Genomic DNA, 16,546 nt, shown 5'->3' with positions numbered 1-16,546 from the left:
TTAAAAACTAAGAAAGCCAATATCAAATTAACTCACAGGCCTTAACAATGAAAGCGAGCATCATTGAATTAATTACTGAGCAAGAGTCTCCTACCCTCGAGTTCAAAAGACAATGGTACTGGGATGATACTACCCCCGCCACAGATATGGCCGACCTGTGGGGAGAGTTAATAAAAGACATCATTTCGCTATCTAACGGATACCTAGGCCATACAGGCAGAAATCGCCACCTAGTTATTGGCTATTCAGAGACAGAAAGAAAACCTTTTAATATTGGAATTTCAAAAATAAAGCAACTACAAAACCTCACAGCCTTCAAAAAAGACCTAATTCGTCGACTGGAAAAATATACAACCCCCTCCTTAACCGATATAAACATTGAAACCACAGTTCACGAAGGCTGCACACTACTTATAATCGAACTACCCGTGAAGGGATATATAACCGAACTAAAAACCGGGCTAAAAACAAAAACAAGGCACATTGATGAGGGCGGAGTACTAATACGAAAAGGGCAGAAAACGGATGAGGTAAGAACAGCAACTCCATCCGAGTACCAGAATCTTAAAGAAGAATTTGAATCACTTAGACGATCTGATTTTTTTGCAAGATTCACTCAACCCGAACCAGAAGAGCAACAAACAGAAAGAAGCATTGAGAAAACAGTCCAACTATTCATGGACAAAAACTCTAGCCTTTCCCTGGTAGAGAAATATCCAGTGCGAGTAAAAAACTGGAAAGACAGTATCATTTACGAAGTTTACAAGTTAACAGATGGATTTGATGGCGGGAAAGAATTTATCTACATACACGACAGTTCAAATCAAGGAAAGACAGTCGGTGAGATAAAAAGCAAAAACTACATTTCAAAACCGGAATCATCAATTATCTTGATTGACAGACCAAATTTAAAAGACATTGGAAAGCGAAAAGAAAATATATCAAGATTATTCGGTACAAAGTTTGTCTATTTCGTAGACGAATTCGGATGTAATTTCTTGTACAAAGACTGCATGCTGCCATATGAAAAGTTTAACTTACCAATTTATGTGAATGGCCTATATGATTTAGAGGAAGAACGCGATCTCCCTGCACTTGAAAAGCTTAAAGAATGGTACAACACAGAGAATGAGCCTTTATTTATTGTTAGCGGGCACGGTGGAATAGGGAAAACCACACTCGCCAAACAATTTCTAGATCAAATATATACCGAAGAAAATGACCAAGGTCTTCTTTTTATTGATTCTAAAGAGATAATTAACGAGCTATCTAGAAATTCAAAAATCAGTGACGTATTTGATTTTTACAGGGCACAGATGGACGTGGATGGCAACGACTCATCTAGATTCAACAAGGATCTTCTTAAGTTATCTATAGATAACGGAAGCCTAACTGTTGTCCTAGACGGCATAGATGAGGTAATAGCAAAGCTTGGGAATCGCTTCGATGTACAAGCCTTTATAACCTCAATTTTCCAAGAATACTCTTCAGACCTGCACAAAACGAAAGTATTAATTACATGCAGGGACCACTTCTGGAATGAAGTCGGCAAAAAAATACTTCTCCCTGAAATAGTACTCAAAGCCTTCAACGCCGACTTAGCACAAGATTTTTTTAATCAAAAACTAAAAGGTGATAAGAAGCGCATTACCAATGCCATGCTTATAGCTGACAAACTAGCAATTGAAACCAGAACAAAACAAGGCACCACTGAGCTCTTCTATATTCCTTTTCTTCTAGACATGATTGGATACCTAATAAATTCTAGAACTGAAGACATCAATTTAAAAAAACAATTCGCAAGCCGATATTTATCAACCGAAAATCATGTTGATTTCTTAATAGCGCAAGTGTGCGACCGAGAGATAATAAAACTCGGAGGACTAACAGTCGACCAGCAGATTGAGCTTTTCATTCGAATAGCCATAAGCAAAGACAACGGCGTAGATCTTTACGATATAAAGCAGGAACTTCAAAAAATCGTCACCGCCCCTGACAACGCACTAATAGAAAAGATTAAAGGCCACACCCTACTTGTGTGCTCTGATAACGGAATTCATTTCAGATACGATGTATTTGATGTCTACTTTGCCGCACTCCACCTCGTTTATTTTTTCAAGCAGAGAGATATAACAGCACTTGACGAGCAAACAGCCAGAGTTATATCTGGCTATTTAAAATATGACAGCAGCTTCACTGAGTCGGTATGCGAAAGAATAGAAATGCACGACGACCTTGTATTGTTTTGCATTGAAGTAATAGAGTCTGCAGCAAGCTATGAAAATCCCAATACTTTAATATCATCGATTGTTTCTTTGCTACTTTGCCTACTCCAAAAATCAGACAACAGCCAATCAAGCACTCACACCAGAACAGAGCTAATTGAAAAACTATTCTTGAAAAGCAACGAATTAGTAGGCATTTCCCTAATAGACATATTTGGCAACTCATCTATAAAACCCACATTCGACTTCAAAGACAGAGTTTTGCGAGATTGCACTTTCGACAATTATGAATATTTCTGGGAGTGCCAAATGAACGAGGGTACAAAATTTGAGAACTCGCAATTTAAAGACATAAACCCTAGAAGCGGCGTAACAATAAAACTACATAACAGCCTTTTCTCTAGCACCTGCGACCTCACGCAGATACAGCATCTTTTAACAGAAAAAGAGGAAGAAGCCGCAGAGAATAAAGAGGCCGTACTTACAGAACTAGAAAAGGTATTTAAACTATTCTACCAGCGAGGTAATTTCTACCCAAGAAAACAAGAGGAAGTAAGAAAGAAACTATCTGCGGTGAACTTCCTGCCCCACCTGCTCGAGAAGGGTGTATTAAAAAACTATAAAGACCCTAAAAAACCGACTATGCGGCAATTCAAAGTTAGTGATGAGTACAAAAGCGTGATTGATTATTTCGAGCAGGGAAGCCCCTCTATTGCGTTATTCCGCCTAGCGGAAGAGCTCTCTTAAATTTAGGTTTATCCTGGTGAGACTCATAAGACGTTACTCATCCAAACTCAGGAAGCGGCTCATGCTTGGCCGCTTCACAGTACGAGAAAGCGGTACGTTGACGGTACAGTGCCCAGCTTCTACCCATTTCGCCAAATTACGCTCAACACCAGTAACCACGCTACTTTCAGCTAACTGTACCTGCGCTAAGCTACGCACGATTTCACTGGGTTTGCAGCGTTTCTAGGCAACTCATAATCCTTTGGTCCACGGTTCGAGTCCGTGTGGGCCCACCAACTCCAAAGCCGCGCACTGCGCGGCTTTTTTCTGCCTTATTTTGGCTACACGCCAGCCCTGAGTTCGCGGCAGCCAGAGGGTGATCTCCAGCCCTGCACGATCAGGGGTTCGGGTAGTTGTAGATCGCGGTGATGCACTTCAATGGCGTGCACATTTAGCAATGCCGAGCATTACGGCGACACGCGTTGCTGGCTTATCGATGCGTTAGGGGGAGCCCGTGAGTGTTAACACCGCAGCAGACGTGCGTGATCGATGCCGGATCACGCCTACCTAATAGTCGCTAACCCTAACCTCAGACATGCTGCGGCCAACCAGCCGATTACGGCCTAGCGCTTTACCGCGATACAAGTGCTGATCCGCACAGCGGTAAAGCTGCTCGGCGGTGCGTCCATCGGTGGGCCACTCGGCCAAACCGAAGGTGGCTGACAAACGGATCGGTTGCGAGCCATAAAGCATCGGCTGACTGCACAATTGCGCGCGCAAGACCTCCACTAGCGGCTCGGCACCCTCGCCGTCGGTGTTGCGCAGCAGCAGGCCGAACTCCTCACCACCCAAGCGACCCAGGGTGTCGGTAATGCGTAATCGCTGGCTCAAGCTGTTGCATATATGCCGTAACGCCTGGTCGCCGGCTTCGTGGCCATACTGGTCATTCACCATTTTGAAGTGATCGACATCCAGAATCACCAGCACCAATTTGGCATGGCTGCGTTCGGCCTCACGGATACTCTGTTCCAGGCTTTGTTGGAAGCTGCCGCGGCTGGCTACGCCTGTCAGTGCGTCCGTACGGGCCATGCGTTCAAGTTGTTGATAAGCAGAGGCGCGGCGGGTTTCATAAAAATGCACAAAAACAATGATCAGCAACCCGCAGAAAACCGCGTTACCCAGATCGATCAACCCTCTGGTATCCACCGGAATTGAATAGGTCTGCAGATAAAGCAGACAAGCACCAACGACAAACGGTAGCGCCAGTTGACTGCCGCGCCTGCGCCCAAGCAACAGATAAGAAAGTACCGGGATGCTGTAAAGCCAGACAAAAGCCGTTTTGGATGCCTGGGGGACAATGATGATGTACACCAGAAAGCTAAAGGTAGGCAGCAGGTAGAGGTAGATCCAGGGCAACAGGTTGCGTACCCGAGGGATGCGCCAGGCACCCCACAGCACCACCACCGTTGCAACCAGTTCGAAACTGGCGAGTAGGTAATTCCCGGCCATAAATTGCAGGGCGCAGAACACTCCAAGGGTCAGCCCGGTGGACGCAAAGATCATCCGCACCAGCGAGCGCTGGCCGACGTCCTGCATATCTGCGAGGTCAGCAATGCCGTCATTACCTGTTTTGCTGTTCGGTCGGAAAGACATAGCGCGGCCCTGCGCAGGTGACGGAGTGATGCCGCACTGTGCCTGAAAACCTAACCGATTGGCCAGACATACAACCTGATCAAGCTGAAGCGCGTAGCCAAGCTGGCGATCAGATTACTACGTGCCATTACCTGCGCCAGCAAGCCAATGCACCTGAGCGAAGCATGCCGCGTACCCGTTGGAAAATAATCCGCACTGAACCAGTACCCACTGATGTGTAGATGCTGGCCGTACCCGCAGACCATGAGCAAAATCACAACGCAGCAGGTGGGCAGGATTACCGGGGTGGAATCGCCGCTGGTTGCCCGCTGCGCACAGCGCCACCCATAATCGGCCGCACCTGATTCTGAATGAACTGCACCCATGGCCATTGCCCGCGACGACCTCGACCAACACGGCCTGATTATCGGTGTTTCCCCCGAGCGTTTTCGCGCGGTGGCTATGCCCCTGCTGTTCGACCACCTCAACGCGCAATGTGAGGGCACCATTGCGGTTAATCGCCAGGCACGGATTGTCTGGATTAACGACAAGTACGCCGAGAAGGTTGGCATCAACGACCCGCGCAGCGTGCTCGGCAAGGAGATCGAGCAGGTGCTCCCCGCGAGCAAACTGCGCGAGGTGGTGGAAAGCGGTCAACCGAGCATGCTCGACCTGATGGCCTTCGGCAGCGAGCACTTCGTGGTCACGCGTATTCCGCTGCGCGATGAGGACGGCACCCTGGTCGGCGCGCTGGGCTTTGTACTGTTCGACCGCGCGCGCCATCTGAAGCCACTGATGGCCAAGTTCAATACTCTGCAAAGCCAGCTGGTCGCGACCCAGCATGAGCTGGCCAAGGCGCGCCGGGCGCGTTACACCATTGCCGGATTTATCGGCAGCAGCCCTGCGGCCAGTGAAGTGAAACGCCAAGCCCGCCGAGCGGCGCAACTGGACGCCACCGTGCTGCTACGTGGCGAAACCGGCACCGGCAAAGAACTGCTGGCCCAGGGCATCCACAACCTGTCGCCACGGGCTAACGGGCCGTTTGTTGCGGTCAACGTCGCGGCCATTCCGGAAACCCTGGTTGAGGCTGAGCTGTTCGGCACCGCGCCCGGCGCCTTTACCGGCGCCGACCGCAAGGCGCGCATCGGCAAGTTCGAGGTGGCCAATGGCGGCACACTGTTTCTCGATGAAATCGGCGACCTGCCCTTGCCACTGCAAGCCAAACTGCTGCGCGTGCTGCAGGAACAGGAAGTCGAGCCGCTCGGCTCCAACCAGGTCAAACCGCTGAATGTGCGGGTGATCGCCGCCACGCATATCGACCTGGAAGCCAAGGTCGCTGCCGGGCAGTTCCGTGACGACCTGTACTATCGGCTCAACGTCCTGGCCCTGCGCGTGCCACCGCTGCGTGAACGCCGTGAGGACATTCCAGCGCTGCTGGAACACCTGCTCGACGATATCGCCAATCGCTCCGCGCAAGCCCCACTGGAAGTGAGCGACGACGCACTCACCCTGCTTAGCGCGCAGCCCTGGCGTGGCAATGTACGCGAGCTACGCAACCTGCTGGAGCGCGCGCAATTGGATGTCGATGGGCGCCTGGATATGCAAACTGTACGGGCATTGCTGGTCGACCCGGTGACGCCAGCGGCGCACAGCCTTGCACCACAGCCAGCCGCTGGGGTGAGCCAACCGCTGGCAGAACAGCTGGCGCAGGTCGAACGCCAGGCATTGATCGAGGCCCTGCAAGCCACGGCCGGCAATCGCCAACACGCAGCCGAGCGCCTAGGCATTTCCCGCGCCGGGCTGTATGCCAAATTAGCCCTGCATGGGCTGGGTAAGCACGACTAAGCCAGACTCGATTCGTAGCCCGGATGTAATCCGGGGAGTACCGCGTAGACGAGCATTTCCCGGGTTTCATCCGGGCTACGGGCTGTAGGAGAGACGAGGGGTGCCTAACCCATGCCCGCGATGTTATTTGAGTCGTAGGGTGGATCACGCGTCATCGATCCACCCTAGGTTGTCCCAGTGAACGCATCGGTGGAAATGAACAGCGATTTCCACCCTACGGCGCTATAAGCGCAAGCCATGCAAGGGGGTGGGCGGCGCTTTAGCGGCGAGCGCTTAACCGCTCTTGTCGCGGCTAAAGCCCCTCCCACGATAGGTACAGCACACCGACATAAATCCAAATTTATGGAATTTATGCGACGCTATCTATCCAGACCTCTGGATTAATTCCAAAAATAAAGACACCTCCTTCTCCCCCAACAACCTCTCCGCCTCTCCCTGAAAGCCCGCACCCCATCAACCACTAGCCTTTCAGCCACCTAGACCAAAGTCGTAGAGCCGTCTGGCACAGCTTTCGCTCTAGTCTGCTCAACGCTTTGCCTCGCTGCCTGATTTCACGAGCAAGCTCATCAGCGTCGCCACAGAGCGGTGCTTAAAACAACAACAAAAGGAACTAACCATGGGTACCCTCGGTATTCTGATTTCCCTCGCTTTGTTGATGTACCTCGCCTATCGCGGCATCAACGTTCTGATTCTCGCCCCACTGCTGGCCTTGTTAGCCCTGCTGTTTGCCGGCGACATTGGCCTGCTGTTGCCCACCTACACGCAAGTGTTTATGAAGGCCATGGGCGGCTATGTAATCCAGTTCTTCCCACTGTTCTTGCTCGGTGCGTTGTTCGGCAAGCTGATGGACGACTCCGGTTCAGCCCACGCCATCGCCCACGGCATCGTCGCCAAGGTGGGCCGCGAGCGAGCGATTCTGGCCATTGTGCTGGCGTGCGGCATTCTCACTTACGGCGGTGTATCGCTGTTTGTGGTGGCCTTCGCGGTGTACCCAATCGGTGCCGCACTGTTCCGTGAAGCGGGCATTCCCAAACGCCTGATCCCTGGTGCTATCGCGCTCGGCTCGTTCACTTTCACCATGACCGCCCTGCCCGGCACCCCAGCGATTCAAAACGCCATTCCTAACCCATTCTTCGGTACCGACGCCTTTGCTGCGCCGGGCCTGGGCGTGATTGCCGGGCTGATCATGTTCGGCCTCGGCACCTGGTGGCTCACTGCGCAGTCGCGCAAATTGATGGCTGCCGGAGAAGGCTATGGCGAACACCGCGACGACCCAGTCGTCGAGAGCAAGCGCAACATCCCAGGCTTCTGGCTCGCGCTGTTGCCGATCTTCGTGGTGATTGGCCTGAACTTCCTAATGGCCAAGCAGATTCTGCCCAACCTCGACACCAGCTACCTGGCCAAACCGGAGTTCGGTGGCCTACAGGACGCCAAGTCGCTGATCGGTATCTGGTCGATCATCGTCGCCCTCGGCATTGCCATCGTGCTGCTGATCGGCTTGCACTGGCAGCGCTGGATGGACCTGAAGAAGAGCGTCAACGACGGTGCGTTCGGCTCCATGCTGCCGATCCTCAACACTGCCGCCGAAGTGGGTTACGGCACGGTGATCGCGTCCTTGGCGGGCTTTGTGATCATCCGCGACTTGGTGTTAGGCGTCTCCAGCAACCCGCTGATCTCCGAGGCGGTTGCTGTGAATATCCTCGCGGGCATCACCGGTTCGGCGTCTGGCGGCATGTCCATCGCCCTGAAAACCCTCGGCGAGCAGTACCTGACCTTGGCCAACGCCGCCGGTATCAGCCCTGAGCTGCTACACCGCGTTGCGGCCATGGCCTCGGGCTGCATGGACACCCTGCCGCACAACGGCGCGGTGATTTCGTTGCTGGCGATCTGCAAGCTCACCCACCGTGAGTCGTACAAATTTATCTTCGTTAACACCGTGGCGTTCCCGATGGTGGCCCTGGCCGTGGTGATTACGCTGGGCACACTGTTCGGCAGCTTCTGATTGATACCCCCGTAGGAGCGACCCATGGCCGCGCCCCCATCGCGGGCGTGGCCCGCTCCTACGGTCGAGATCCCCTTTTGTTTCGAGTACCCGCCATGAGCAAGATCATGACCGCCGCCGCCGCTGTGGCGCGCATCCCGGACAACGCCAACCTGGCCACTGGCGGTTTCGTCGGTATTGGTTTCGCCGAGGAAATCGCCATCGCCCTGGAGCAACGCTTCATGGACGAACAGGCACCGCGCGACCTGACCCTGGTGTATGCCGCCGGCCAAGGCGACGGTAAGGGCCGCGGCCTTAACCACCTGGCGCATGAGGGCCTGGTACGTCGAGTCATTGGTGGCCACTGGGGCCTGGTGCCTGGCTTGCAGAAGCTGGCGGTGGAAAATCGCATCGAGGCCTACAACCTGCCACAAGGCGTAATCTCCCAGCTGTTTCGTGACATCGCCGCGGGCAAACCGGGGCAGCTGTCGCGGGTTGGCCTGGGCACCTACGTCGACCCGCGCCACGGCGGCGGTAAGCTCAACGAACGCACCACCACCGAGCTGGTGCGGTTGATGCCCATCGATGGCGAGGATTACCTGTTCTACCCAACTTTCCCCGTGCATGTCGGCATCGTGCGCGCCACCAGCAGCGATGCCGACGGCAATCTGAGCTTCGAGCGCGAGGCGCTGACCATCGAGAGCCTGGCCATCGCCATGGCTGCGCACAACAGCGGCGGCTTGGTAATCGCCCAGGTTGAACGCATCGTCGAGCGCGGTGAAGTGAATGCGCGTGAGGTGAAGATCCCCGGCATCCTAGTGGACTGCGTGGTGGTAGCCGAGCCAGCCAATCACCAGCAGACCTTCGCCACCGCCTACAACCCAGCGTTTGCTGGCGAGGCCCGCATCCCGGTGGACAGCCTGGCGCCGATGCCGCTGGATGTGCGCAAGCTCATCGCTCGTCGTGCGGCACTGGAGCTCAAAGCGGGCGCAGTGGTCAACCTCGGTATCGGCATGCCCGAAGGCGTAGCGTCAGTGGCGGCCGAGGAAGGTGTAATCGAGCGCCTGGCGCTGACCGCCGAACCCGGCGTAATTGGCGGCATCCCCGCCTCGGGGCTGGATTTTGGCGCGGCCAGCAACTACAGCGCGCTGCTCGACCAGCCCTATCAATTCGACTTCTACGACGGCGGCGGCCTGGACATTGCCTTCCTCGGCTTGGCCCAGGCTGACGCCGCCGGCAACCTCAACGTGTCCAAGTTTGGCTCACGGCTGGCGGGTGCCGGTGGCTTTATCAACATCAGCCAGAACGCCAAGCAGGTGGTGTTCGTCGGCACCTTCAGCGCAGGGCCACAAGACATCCGTATCGAGGACGGTCAGCTGCGTATCGTCAAGGACGGCGAGCTGCGCAAGTTTGTCGCTGAGGTGGAGCACCGCACCTTTGCCGGCCGGCTGGCGGCTGAACGCGGGCAGCCAGTGCTCTATGTCACCGAGCGCTGCGTATTGCGCCTGACCTTGGATGGCTTAGAGCTGGTCGAGGTAGCCCCTGGCGTGGACATCGAACGCGACATCCTCGCACGCATGGACTTCGCCCCCATCGTGCGCGCACCGAAACTGATGGATGCACGGCTGTTCCAGCCAGCGCGCATCGGCCTGTGCGAGCAGCTGGCCGCCGACTAACGATTGAGTGTGAGTTTACGGGCCTATAGGCCCGTTTTTTTTGCTCGAACAACTGGCTTACTCCGGCCTCACGGCCTGCAGCAGAAAGTCGACAAAGACCCGCACCCGCTGCGGCAAATGGCGGCCACTGGGATACAGCAGCGAGAATGGGCGATTGCGCCCTGCGTAACCCTGCAGTACTTCCACCAACCGCCCCTCACGCAGATCGTCTTCGACGATAAAACCCAGCGCTTGGAATAATCCGGCCCCACTACGGGCCAACGTGGTGCCCGCCAGCACATCTTGCGCGCAGCAATAGTCGCCCGTGGTGGCCAACTCCAGATCATGACCCTGCTCGCGGAACAACCAGGGCACGGCTCGACCGTTGCGCGGCAAGAGAAACTGGATGCATTGATGCTCGGCCAAGTCTGCCAGGGTCACGGGGGTGCCCGCCTGGCGTAAATAACCGGGGCTCGCCACCACCAACAGTGGCGTTTCTTCCAGGGACCGGGCGATCAGGCTGGAGTCGGCTGGTGGACGGGCACGAATGGCCAAATCGAACCCTTCGTTGGAAAAGTCGATATTGCGATTGCTCAACTCCACTTCGATACGCACCTGCGGGTAACGGGCGCGAAATGCCGGCAGCAGTGGTAATACACGGTAATGCCCATAGGTGGTGGGCAGGCTGATACGCAATAACCCGGCCGGTTCGCTCTGCTGGCCGCTCAAGGTGCGCTCAGCCTCGACGAGCTGACCCAGCGCCTGACTGCACTGCTCGAAGTAAACCCGCCCGGCCTCGGTCAACCGTACTTGCCGCGTGGTTCGGGTAAACAGGCGCACCCCAAGACGCGCCTCCAAACGCGCCACCGAGCGACTAACCGCCGCCGGCGTCACCCCGGCCACGTGGGCTGCGGCAGTAAAGCTGCCGTGCTCGGCAACCAAACAAAACAACTCCATGCTGCCAAGCAGCACCCCACCCAATTGCCGCCGCATGATTAATTACATCCTGTATCAAGTGAAATGCCATTGATGCTATTTATTCAGCTATTGATCATCAATAACCTGAATCCGCTGCCTTATCCACCTTTGCGGAGTCATTGCATGAAACTCTTCTACAGCCCTAGCACCTGCTCTTTGGTCGCCCATATTCTGCTGCACGAAACCGACCTGCCCTGCACCCTGGAGCGAGTCGATCTCGCCAGCCATCGCACCGCCGCTGGCGAGGACTTTCACCGGTTAAACCCCAAAGGCTATGTGCCGTTGCTGCAACTGGACGATGGCCAACTGCTCAGCGAGGGCCCGGTGATTGCGCAGTACCTTTGCGAGCTGGCGGGACGCGCAGACCTGCTGCCGCCAACCGGTGCAATGGCGCGCTACCGGGTACTGGAGTGGCAAGCCTATATCAGCAGTGAGCTGCACAAATCCTTCGCCCCCCTGTTCAATCCAGCCCTGGATGCCTCCGCCAAAGCACTGTTTACCGCAGCGTTGCTGAAGAAATTCAGTTGGCTGAGCGAGCATCTGGGGCAGCGCGCCTACCTGTGCAATGATCGTTTCACCCTGGCCGACGCTTACCTATTTACTGTGGCGCGCTGGAGCAGCTTGGTCGGCCTGGACCTGTCCGCCCTGATGCCGCTGCAACGCTACCTCGCCGGCATCGGCGAACGCCCGGCAGTGCGCGCTGCATTAGCCGCTGAAGACCTGCAACCCTGAACCGCGAGGAGCCCAGCATGTGGCGCAATACTGAAGTTTCCCGACGTCTGCAATTGCTAGCACCGATTGTCCAAGGGCCGTTCGGCGGCGGCCTGTCCTCACCAGCCTTAGCCGGCGCGGTAAGCGAAGCCGGCGGGCTGGGCTCGTTCGGCGCACATCACCTGCACGGCGAGGGCATCCTGCAGACCGCTGCGGCCATCCGCGCCGTGACGGCCAAACCCTTCGCCCTCAACCTCTGGCTACCCCATGCCAGCGAGCAACGCGAGTTGAATGACAGCCAGTTCAGCAGCACGCTGGAACTGTTTCGTCGCTATTTCGACGAATTGGGCCTGCCGTTGCCCGATCGCCCCACATTCAAATGGCCGAGCTATGAAGAGCAAGTGGACGCCCTGTTGCAGGCACGCCCCGCGGTGTTCAGCTTTGTGTATGGCGTGCCCGCCGTCGAGGTGCTGGAGCAATGCCGGGCGCGCGGTATTCTGACCCTGGGCACAGCGACCACAGTGGCGGAAGCTCTGGCCTTGGAAGCCGCAGGGGTGGACATGCTGGTGGCCAGCGGGTGCGAGGCAGGCGGCCATCGGGTGGCCTTTCTGCGCCCAGCCGAAGAAGGCCTGATCGGCAACCTGGCACTGATCCCGCAGGTGGTGGATGCGGTGCGCATTCCAGTAATTGCCGCTGGTGGTATCGCCGACGGTCGTGGCATCGCTGCGGCCCTGTGCCTCGGCGCCCAGGGCGTGCAAATTGGCACCGCGTTTCTCGCCTGCCGCGAATCGGCTGCCAGCGAGCAGCACCGCCAGACGCTTTTCAGCCCGCAGGCCCAGCACACCGCGTTAACTCGGGCGTTCAGCGGGCGTCTGGCGCGCGGGATACGCAATCGTTTATTGGAGGAATTGACTGAGCAACAGGCAGCCCTGCCAGGCTATCCAGCCCAAGGCTGGTTCGCCAGCGCACTCAAACCCGCCGCACTGGCTCAGCAGCGGGACGATCTACTGGCGCTCTGGTGTGGCCAAGCCGCGCCTTTACTGCGCCAGCACACCGCCGTGGACCTCTGGAACAGCCTGCTTGCACAGACTGATCGCTTGCTGCCACAGCGTTAGCCGCGCCGGCAACGCAGGCCTGCGTTGCCACTTTCGCCTCGCTTATGCCGCGCCGCATACAAGCACACCAACTCCATCGCCACCGCAGCGCCAGCGAGGGCGGTGACTTCGGCGTGGTCGTAGGGCGGTGAAACTTCGACCACATCCATGCCGACCAGGTTGATGCCGCGCAGGCCGCGCAGAATCTCCAACGCCTGATGCGTGCTCAGGCCGCCGCACACTGGCGTGCCGGTGCCAGGGGCAAAAGCCGGGTCTAGACAATCGATATCGAAGGTCAGGTACACCGGGTTGTCGCCCACCCGCGCGCGTATCTGTGCAGCGATCTGCTCCGGCGTGCAGCGGTGCACCTCGCGCGCATCCAGCACCTGAAAGCCCATCACATCGTCATTGGTGGTGCGCAGGCCGATCTGCACCGAGCGCGCCGGATCAACCAAGCCTTCGCGCGCAGCGTGGTAGAACATAGTGCCGTGATTAACGCCCTGCTCGCTGTCATCGGCATCCGGCCAGGTGTCGCTGTGGGCATCGAAGTGCACCAGCGACAGCGCGCCGTATTTACGCGCATGGGCCTTGAGCAGCGGGTAGCTGATAAAGTGGTCGCCGCCCAGGGTGAGCATGGCGCAACCGGCCTGGACGATATGTTCGGCATGCGCCTCGATGGCCGCCGGAATGCTGTGCGGCAGGGCGTGATCGAAATTACAGTCGCCATAATCGATCACCGCCAGGTGGTCGAACGGGTCGAACTCCCAGGGATAATGCCGCTCCCAGGCGCTGGTTACCGAGGCCGTGCGAATCGCCCGCGGGCCAAAACGGGTACCGGGACGATTGGTGGTGGCAGTGTCGAAGGGCACGCCGCTGACGACCAGATCCACACCTTTCAGATCACGGCTGTAACGCCGGCGCATAAAGCTGGTGACCCCGGCATAGGTCGGTTCCGAAGATGTGCCGTAGAGGCTTTCGCGGGTAAATGCCTGGTCGTTGCCGTTAAATTCTTCCATTAGCGGGTACTCAATACTGACTGCGGAAAGTGGTCCAGATACGGGTGCGTTCACGCTGCTGGCGCAACGGCATTAATTGCTCGGCAAACAGCCGTGCTCGTACGGTTTCATCGGGGTAAATATCGGCATCGCCGCTGATCGCCGGGTCAACCAAGGCGGTGGCGGCCTGGTTGGCGTTAGCGAAAAACACACTGTTGGTCAGCTCGGCGATAGCCTCTGGACGCAGCATGTAATCGATAAAGGCGTGGGCGGCCTTGGGGTGCGGCGCATCAACGGGAATCGCCATGGCGTCAAACCACAGCAAGGTGCCTTCACGTGGTATGCGGTACTGCACGTCGAACGGCTGCTGGGTTTCCTGCGCGTTGGCCGCCGCCATAGAGGCATCGCCGTTGTAGGTCAGTGCCAGACAAATCTCCCCCCGGGCCAAGTCATTGATATGCCGACCGCTGCCGACATAGCGCAGGTTCGGCTGCAACTGGGCGAGTAACTGCGCCACCGCATCGAGGTCGGCGCGCTCGCGGCTGTAGGGGGCCTTGCCCAGGTAGTTGAGGGCAATGCTGATCACTTCCTGCGGCGAGTCGATCACCGCGATGCCGCAATCCTTAAGCTTGCTGGCATATTCGGGTTTAAACAGCAGATCCAGGCTGTTCAGCGGTACGCCCGGCAGGCGTTGTTCGAGCGCCTGGCGGTTGAAACCCACGCCAACCGTGCCCCAGGTATACGGCAGGCCGTACTGGTTGCCCGGGTCGGCGCTGGCGAGCTTGGCCAGCAACTCATCATCGAGATTGCCAAGGTGCGGCAATTGGGTGCGATCAAGCGGCTGCACGGCCTTGGCCTGAATCGCCCGGGCCAGGCCGCTGGAGGCCGGGAAAACCACGTCGTAACCGCTGCCGCCCGTAAGCAACTTACTGTCCAGGGCTTCGGCGCTGTCGAAGATGTCGTATTTGACCTTGATCCCGGTCTCATCCTTGAAGCGCTGCAGGGCTTGCTCCGGCAGGTAGGCGGACCAACTGTAGATATTCAAGGTTTTCTCTTCGGCCTGGGCGGCAAAGGCGCAACACAGCAGAAGCGGAACAAGGGCCTGACGCATACTGAATGACCTCGGTAACGTGATGAGCTGTGTGCATCCTGCCCGGCGGTTTGCTTAGCTTAAATATGAAGTGTTCTACTCTGGCATCGACATTCATCAATGTTTGGAGCCAGCATGCTCAGCCAGTTACGCGACCTTGATCTGCAGTTGCTGCGACTGTTCGTTACCGTGGTGGAATGCGGCGGTTTCAGCGCCGCTCAAGGTGAGCTGGGTATTGGCCAGTCGACCATCAGTACGCAGATGGCCAAACTGGAAACCCGTCTGGGTTTTCGTCTGTGCGAGCGCGGCAAGAGCGGCTTTCGCCTAACGCCTAAGGGCGAGCAGGTGCTAAGCGCCACGCGCAAACTGTTCAGCGCCATCGACACCTTTAAAAGCGAAGCCCAGGGCATGGCCGACAAGCTGCTAGGCGAGCTGCGCATTGGTTTGTCGGAGGGCCTGGCAGCCAGCGTGTTGGAGCAAGTGGCCGAGGCGATTGGGCGCTTTCGCGGGCGCAACCAGGCGGTACAGATCGAGCTGCTTACCGCCATGCCGGCTGAGCTGGAACGCCGTCTGCTGCAGGACCAGTTGCACCTGGCCATCGGCTATTTCTCCAGCAACCAGACCGCGCTGGATTATCAGCCGCTGTTTAGCGAGCGCCAGGTACTGTTTTGCGCGCAGGGGCATGCGCTGTTCAAGCGCCCGCAGATCAGCCTGGAAGACCTGCAACAAGCCGACCGCGTGCACCACCCCTACCGTTTCGTGCAAGCCCGCGAGCCCTTGCAGAATGCAGCCAGTTCGGCGCAGACCGAGCAGGTGGACGGCACCCTCGCGTTTATTCTCTCCGGCCAGCACATCGGTTACTTGCCCGAACATATTGCCGCGCCCTGGCTGACCAGCGGCCGTTTGCGCGCCATGCAGGCCGAGGCACTGAGTTTCGAGGTGCAATTCCACCTGGCCAGCCATCGCGGCCAGCATCCCAGTGATGCCCAGCGGGCGTTTAGCGAGGACCTGGCGCAGGCTTTTGCCACACAGTAAGAAGGCGTATGGCGGCCACTATGCCGCCAGACGTTGGCGTTGCTTAACAGGTAGTTGAGAACGTAGACGAGGCAGGCAAGACAAGGCAAAAACAGGCGAGGAAGCGGAGTTTACGTGCTGTAAATGAGCATTCCGAGCCTGTTTTTAACGCAGTATTGCCAACGCAGGTAGTTCTCATCTGCCTGCTAACGCTGCTGTGGCGGTTCAGGTGGCTGCTGCAAGTGCGCAGTCAGTTGGTCGATGGCGGCGATGGTGTGGATGATGTCAGCGTGGATGGTAGCGCTGCGCAGGTCAGCCTCAAGTGCATCAGGCTCGGCTTCAAGCTGTAGATGGGGATCAAACAGCCCGGCGGTGACAGGTTGCAACAGGTTCATGGCTCTCTCCTTGCCGCTCAAAAACGGCGTGACGGGGTCAGGAGGCAGTGCAATGAAAGGGCGAACGCCCCAAAGGTGGTTGTTATTGGCTGGCGAATCACTGAGTCGCACAGTCCGTTGCGCAGGTTCAGGATTGCCCGGTTTGATGACCGGGGCATGACAGCGCGACGCGGTTTTAGGATCTACCGCACGCGGCGCAGGGGCA

The 16,546-nt window shown here is 56.9% G+C and carries 12 protein-coding genes; 7 read left to right on the top strand and 5 right to left on the bottom strand.

The window, feature by feature from the left end; genetic code table 11:
• Nucleotides 1-47: 47 nt before the first annotated feature.
• The gene (locus D8779_RS10435) at nt 48-2,972 is read left to right on the top strand and encodes a P-loop domain-containing protein (RefSeq protein WP_136664336.1); all 2,925 of its coding nucleotides are present in this window, start codon (nt 48-50) and stop codon (nt 2,970-2,972) included.
• Nucleotides 2,973-3,518: 546 nt separating this feature from the next.
• Here D8779_RS10435 and D8779_RS10430 read toward each other — a convergent pair.
• Complete coding sequence (locus tag D8779_RS10430; protein WP_136664335.1) at nt 3,519-4,604, bottom strand: GGDEF domain-containing protein; 1,086 nt, start codon at nt 4,602-4,604, stop codon at nt 3,519-3,521.
• A 363-nt stretch (nt 4,605-4,967) separates the two neighbouring features.
• On the opposite strand from D8779_RS10430, the gene D8779_RS10425 reads away from it, so the two are divergent.
• The 3 genes from D8779_RS10425 (at nt 4,968) to D8779_RS10415 (ending at nt 10,085) form a co-directional block, all read left to right on the top strand.
• Nucleotides 4,968-6,428, top strand: coding sequence for a sigma-54 interaction domain-containing protein (locus tag D8779_RS10425; RefSeq protein WP_136664334.1), 1,461 nt, complete (start codon nt 4,968-4,970; stop codon nt 6,426-6,428).
• Nucleotides 6,429-7,044: 616 nt separating this feature from the next.
• Nucleotides 7,045-8,430 carry a GntP family permease gene (locus D8779_RS10420; protein WP_136664333.1) on the top strand — a complete coding sequence of 462 codons (1,386 nt, stop codon included), beginning with the start codon at nt 7,045-7,047 and terminating at the stop codon, nt 8,428-8,430.
• A 95-nt stretch (nt 8,431-8,525) separates the two neighbouring features.
• Complete coding sequence (locus D8779_RS10415; RefSeq protein WP_136664332.1) at nt 8,526-10,085, top strand: acyl CoA:acetate/3-ketoacid CoA transferase; 1,560 nt, start codon at nt 8,526-8,528, stop codon at nt 10,083-10,085.
• A 57-nt stretch (nt 10,086-10,142) separates the two neighbouring features.
• Here the strand turns inward: D8779_RS10415 and D8779_RS10410 are convergent, their stop codons facing one another.
• Nucleotides 10,143-11,057: a LysR family transcriptional regulator gene (locus D8779_RS10410; protein ID WP_136664331.1), complete on the bottom strand. Its 915-nt coding sequence runs from the start codon at nt 11,055-11,057 to the stop codon at nt 10,143-10,145.
• A 108-nt stretch (nt 11,058-11,165) separates the two neighbouring features.
• Between D8779_RS10410 and gstA the strand changes: the two genes are divergently transcribed.
• Both gstA and D8779_RS10400 read left to right on the top strand, forming a co-directional pair.
• On the top strand, nt 11,166-11,774 hold the full coding sequence (gene gstA, locus D8779_RS10405; RefSeq protein ID WP_136664330.1) for a glutathione transferase GstA: 609 nt from the start codon (nt 11,166-11,168) through the stop codon (nt 11,772-11,774).
• Between the two features lie 17 nt (nt 11,775-11,791).
• On the top strand, nt 11,792-12,868 hold the full coding sequence (locus D8779_RS10400; protein WP_136664329.1) for a nitronate monooxygenase: 1,077 nt from the start codon (nt 11,792-11,794) through the stop codon (nt 12,866-12,868).
• On the opposite strand, the gene speB is transcribed toward D8779_RS10400, so the two are convergent.
• The gene (gene speB, locus D8779_RS10395) at nt 12,865-13,863 is read right to left on the bottom strand and encodes an agmatinase (RefSeq protein ID WP_136664328.1); all 999 of its coding nucleotides are present in this window, start codon (nt 13,861-13,863) and stop codon (nt 12,865-12,867) included. The two genes, D8779_RS10400 and speB, sit on opposite strands and share 4 nt — an antisense overlap.
• 10 nt (nt 13,864-13,873) lie before the next feature.
• A complete protein-coding gene (locus tag D8779_RS10390; RefSeq protein WP_136664327.1) occupies nt 13,874-14,953 on the bottom strand; it encodes a polyamine ABC transporter substrate-binding protein in 1,080 nt (359 codons plus the stop codon).
• 114 nt (nt 14,954-15,067) lie between these two features.
• On the opposite strand from D8779_RS10390, the gene D8779_RS10385 reads away from it, so the two are divergent.
• Nucleotides 15,068-15,967, top strand: coding sequence for a LysR family transcriptional regulator (locus tag D8779_RS10385; RefSeq protein ID WP_136664326.1), 900 nt, complete (start codon nt 15,068-15,070; stop codon nt 15,965-15,967).
• Nucleotides 15,968-16,152: 185 nt separating this feature from the next.
• Here D8779_RS10385 and D8779_RS10380 read toward each other — a convergent pair whose 3' ends face one another.
• On the bottom strand, nt 16,153-16,341 hold the full coding sequence (locus tag D8779_RS10380; protein ID WP_136664325.1) for a hypothetical protein: 189 nt from the start codon (nt 16,339-16,341) through the stop codon (nt 16,153-16,155).
• Between the last annotated feature and the right edge of the window lie 205 nt (nt 16,342-16,546).

Origin of the sequence: Pseudomonas leptonychotis, from assembly GCF_004920405.1 — a bacterium.
Lineage (GTDB): Bacteria > Pseudomonadota > Gammaproteobacteria > Pseudomonadales > Pseudomonadaceae > Aquipseudomonas > Aquipseudomonas leptonychotis.
This window is presented reverse-complemented; position numbering and strand designations above follow the sequence as displayed.

Excerpts from the sequence above, each read along its gene's own strand:
- D8779_RS10435 (WP_136664336.1), top strand. The coding sequence starts at position 48 with ATGAAAGCGAGCATCATTGAATTAATTACTGAGCAAGAGTCTCCTACC.
- D8779_RS10430 (WP_136664335.1), bottom strand. The coding sequence starts at position 4,604 with ATGTCTTTCCGACCGAACAGCAAAACAGGTAATGACGGCATTGCTGAC.
- D8779_RS10425 (WP_136664334.1), top strand. The coding sequence starts at position 4,968 with ATGGCCATTGCCCGCGACGACCTCGACCAACACGGCCTGATTATCGGT.
- D8779_RS10420 (WP_136664333.1), top strand. The coding sequence starts at position 7,045 with ATGGGTACCCTCGGTATTCTGATTTCCCTCGCTTTGTTGATGTACCTC.
- D8779_RS10415 (WP_136664332.1), top strand. The coding sequence starts at position 8,526 with ATGAGCAAGATCATGACCGCCGCCGCCGCTGTGGCGCGCATCCCGGAC.
- D8779_RS10410 (WP_136664331.1), bottom strand. The coding sequence starts at position 11,057 with ATGCGGCGGCAATTGGGTGGGGTGCTGCTTGGCAGCATGGAGTTGTTT.
- gstA (WP_136664330.1), top strand. The coding sequence starts at position 11,166 with ATGAAACTCTTCTACAGCCCTAGCACCTGCTCTTTGGTCGCCCATATT.
- D8779_RS10400 (WP_136664329.1), top strand. The coding sequence starts at position 11,792 with ATGTGGCGCAATACTGAAGTTTCCCGACGTCTGCAATTGCTAGCACCG.
- speB (WP_136664328.1), bottom strand. The coding sequence starts at position 13,863 with ATGGAAGAATTTAACGGCAACGACCAGGCATTTACCCGCGAAAGCCTC.
- D8779_RS10390 (WP_136664327.1), bottom strand. The coding sequence starts at position 14,953 with ATGCGTCAGGCCCTTGTTCCGCTTCTGCTGTGTTGCGCCTTTGCCGCC.
- D8779_RS10385 (WP_136664326.1), top strand. The coding sequence starts at position 15,068 with ATGCTCAGCCAGTTACGCGACCTTGATCTGCAGTTGCTGCGACTGTTC.
- D8779_RS10380 (WP_136664325.1), bottom strand. The coding sequence starts at position 16,341 with ATGAACCTGTTGCAACCTGTCACCGCCGGGCTGTTTGATCCCCATCTA.